General features: G+C 45.7%; 1 protein-coding gene. It reads left to right on the forward strand.

The features are described 5' to 3' along the window. Nucleotides 1-855: 855 nt before the first annotated feature. Nucleotides 856-3015 (forward strand): right-handed parallel beta-helix repeat-containing protein, encoded by a 2160-nt coding sequence (locus ABTW62_RS13655; RefSeq protein ID WP_430905124.1) that lies wholly within the window; start codon nt 856-858, stop codon nt 3013-3015. Nucleotides 3016-3430 lie beyond the last annotated feature (415 nt).

Genomic DNA, 3430 nt, shown 5'->3' on the forward strand with positions numbered 1-3430 from the left:
TAAATGCATAGACAGGCAGATATCGAACTATCTAAGCCATGGTGGAAAAAAATTATTCCAACACTGCCCTTGGTCATCTTCGTCGTTGCGGGCTGCGTAGGTGTTGCGGCAATCCAGGAAATGCCGCGGCGGCAAGGTTTGATGTGAGTTCTGTTCTCTCGCCAGCTGCGTACTGGATGTTTTTTTCGGTCGCTCGCGCTCACTATGATTGAAATTATCGTTATGCCTGAAGGCCGCTGATAACCGTTAATAGGGATGCCTTAAATTAAAGGAGAAAAATAATGTATTCTTGTGACTATGTAATCGAATATCTTCAGAATAATGTAAGGCAATAGTAAAACTACTCAGAATCACTTTGGGTAACATAATTGATTTATTGTCCATCATAAGGTTAAAACCACCGGCTTTGGCCGGTCAGCTTTAGCTGCGAGAGCGAGAATATGTCACACAGGAGGTGTGGCATGGTTTATAGATATGGAAGTTTATGCAAGAAGCAATTTCTCGGTGTGTTACAAAGATTGTACTTTTCCAGTGGCCGAGGCTGATGAGATAGCTGAGACCTTAATCCTGACAGCACTAGCTATGTTCATACCGGATACTACCTGTAATAGCTGAAGAGGCTGTTGCATCGGGCTGCGTTCCGGATGTGAATGGAACCAAAGAATTTATCAGTCATAATGGCGAATTCACGGTGACTCTCCTGCATTAAGTAACTTTTTATGGGGATGTAAGGAAGTCGCGCTACTCCGCATCGGTTCCTCGTTTAGGACGCACGATTGAAGGAGATACCGCTGCAAAGTGGGCCGAATGCACAATAACTGTGCGATAACATTGGTTAAGAAACGGAGGTGTAACATGCTGATGAGAAAATTATCTTTGTATCAATACAGAGCATATAGCCGCATGCTTGCTATGGTTGCGCTCATGATTATGTACGGCATATATTCCTGCAGTGTCTATGCCGAAGAGAAAAGCGAGCTAAAGCGACTCAGAGAATTGGTTTCAACGATGCAACCGGGTGAATGGCTGGAAATTCCCAATACATCCGCACCTTTGGTGACGCGTGCCGAGCATGACTCAATCATGGCTGCTGCACCCAAAGGGGCTTTTGGGTTTTGGGGAGTTGTTGGGCCGAGTGGCGTGTTCCAGGCCTGGGGAGGCGCCGGTTTTGATGTCATCAACCATGACTGGTATTTTACTGGCGGAGGACATAATGATTACGGTGGAAACGAGGTTTATCGATTCAGTTTTCGGACGCTGTCCTGGGAGCGCCTAACTGAGCCTTCGCCGTATGATCCTCAAACCAAGAGGCCATATACAGGCCCAATATCGCGGCATACCTATGATGCAGTTGTGTGGTGGCCATCGACCAGAACCCTGTGGGTTGGTGGTGGGTCTGGCTATCTTCCGGACGGGGATCAACAAGCGCCATTGCCAGGAATCTGGGAGTTCAATCCAGAAACCAAGGAGTGGACACTGCATAATCATAAAGGCCTGCCAGCTCCGACTCATTTAATTATTCAGCCCAAGAGAGATGTTCTTTGGGGATTTTTTGGATTTGGCCAAAAAGGATATCAGAGAGAATATTCAACTGATGGATCTGCCAGAGATGTGAATTACGGATATTTTGGTGATCATATGACCACTGCAAATATTCTGACAGCAAAGGACGAGAAAATATACGTGATAGACCGTGGAGCCGGCATGAATCGGGCAATCACTGCAACAGATGGAACAGGTCGGATTGTCCTTGTAGAGAGGTGGCCACAAGATATCCCCCATTTATTCAATAAAGGGGTGGCGTACGATTCGGTATATGATCGATTTGTGTTCTGGGATGGTAGTAAAACAATCTGGACGTGGGATTTTAGCGATAAGAAATTTCGTTCTTTTCCAACAAGAAAATCTCCCCCTTCTGATCAAGCCATGTCTAATGGCAGCTTTGGAAAGTTCATTTATCTATCCGAAGTAAATGTTTTTGCAGCTTACGGCCATTCTAGAGGCAATGTCTGGCTTTATAAAGCTGCGCCGCCCGAAGCAGGAACCTTACTTGATCCTCATGTTCCTCGTGCTGCGATAGGCGAACGGAAATTTACCAGCATTCAGGATGCCTTTAATGCTGCAAGACACGGGGATGCCGTTACCATTTTACCGGGAATCTGGAGAGAAGGCGCTACTATCACCGCTGATAACATTACTATTGAGGCTTCTGGTGCACATCTCAAGGATACAACCGTCGGTGGCAAGGCAACACTTGTAATTAAAGGCAATAATACCCTCATTCGAGGCCTAGAGGTATCAGGTATGGCTGTTAGTGGCGGCAATGGCGCAGCGATACGTCAGGAAGGAAAGAATCTTACCTTGCAAAAAGTGTATTTCCATGATGGCCAGCAAGGAGTTCTGGCCGGCAATAACACAGGTAGCACAATTATTGTTGAAGATAGTGTGTTTGAAAGATTGGGTCATGGGGGCTCTGCGCACGGCATATACGCAAACCATATTGACCACTTGATTATCCGGGGTAGTAAGTTCTTGTCATCAAAGGGGCAAGGGCATGAAATTAAGAGTCGCGCTGCTAAAACTACAATTGAAAATAGCATTGTTGCCTCTCTAGATGGGGTTGACAGTCGACTGATCGACGTTCCCAATGGTGGCATTACTGTGATTCGTAACAATATTCTGCAGATGGGAGCAAAGACTTCAAATAACGATATGATTGGTATCGGACTGGAGCAAAGGGGTAATGGACCAAATTACCATCAATGGCCACAAGACAGCACATTGATTCAGAATAACACCATCATTGATGATCTAGGTAGGAACAGTAGATTGGTACATTGGCGCGATGTGCCCGAACCGACCGTGATTGGGAATACCATCGTAGGCTTTTCTGCGAAACAAGTGCCACCTAAGAATACGTGGTATGGAAATCGCCATGCGGCTGGCTTTCCAGCCTATCCTTGTCTTCCGCGGGTACCTCAAGTAGATGCAAATGCGTCTATCCGATGCGAATAGTGTCTTCTGCTCGGAGACACCCACTATCCGATTAAGAAAACAGCCTGTACCTGGTTTCAGCAAAGAAGACCCCAGACATCCTGATCAAGACTGACATACATAGCCTGTTTGGGTGTAATTTTGGCCATATATTTTGAGGAAATATCTGCTTCCAGAAATCAACTTGATTCGAATGGTGTAATCTACTCAAGGCCTTCGGTTCTTGGAACAAGGCCTGCAAAAGGTTTAATGGCTGATCCTCGACCTCTACTGTCGATATTTGTTTTACATTTACCGATTGGATTGGAATTATGCAAATTTTCTACTCTTTGTCAAGTGCCTAAAATGAAACATTAACAGAACCTAGGTAATGGAATGGACGCCCACTACCCAAAACGGCATCAAAGTGCCAAAGTAGTGGTGCAATCACCACTCA

Origin of the sequence: Nitrosomonas sp. ANs5, from assembly GCF_050584665.1 — a bacterium.
Taxonomy (GTDB): domain Bacteria; phylum Pseudomonadota; class Gammaproteobacteria; order Burkholderiales; family Nitrosomonadaceae; genus Nitrosomonas.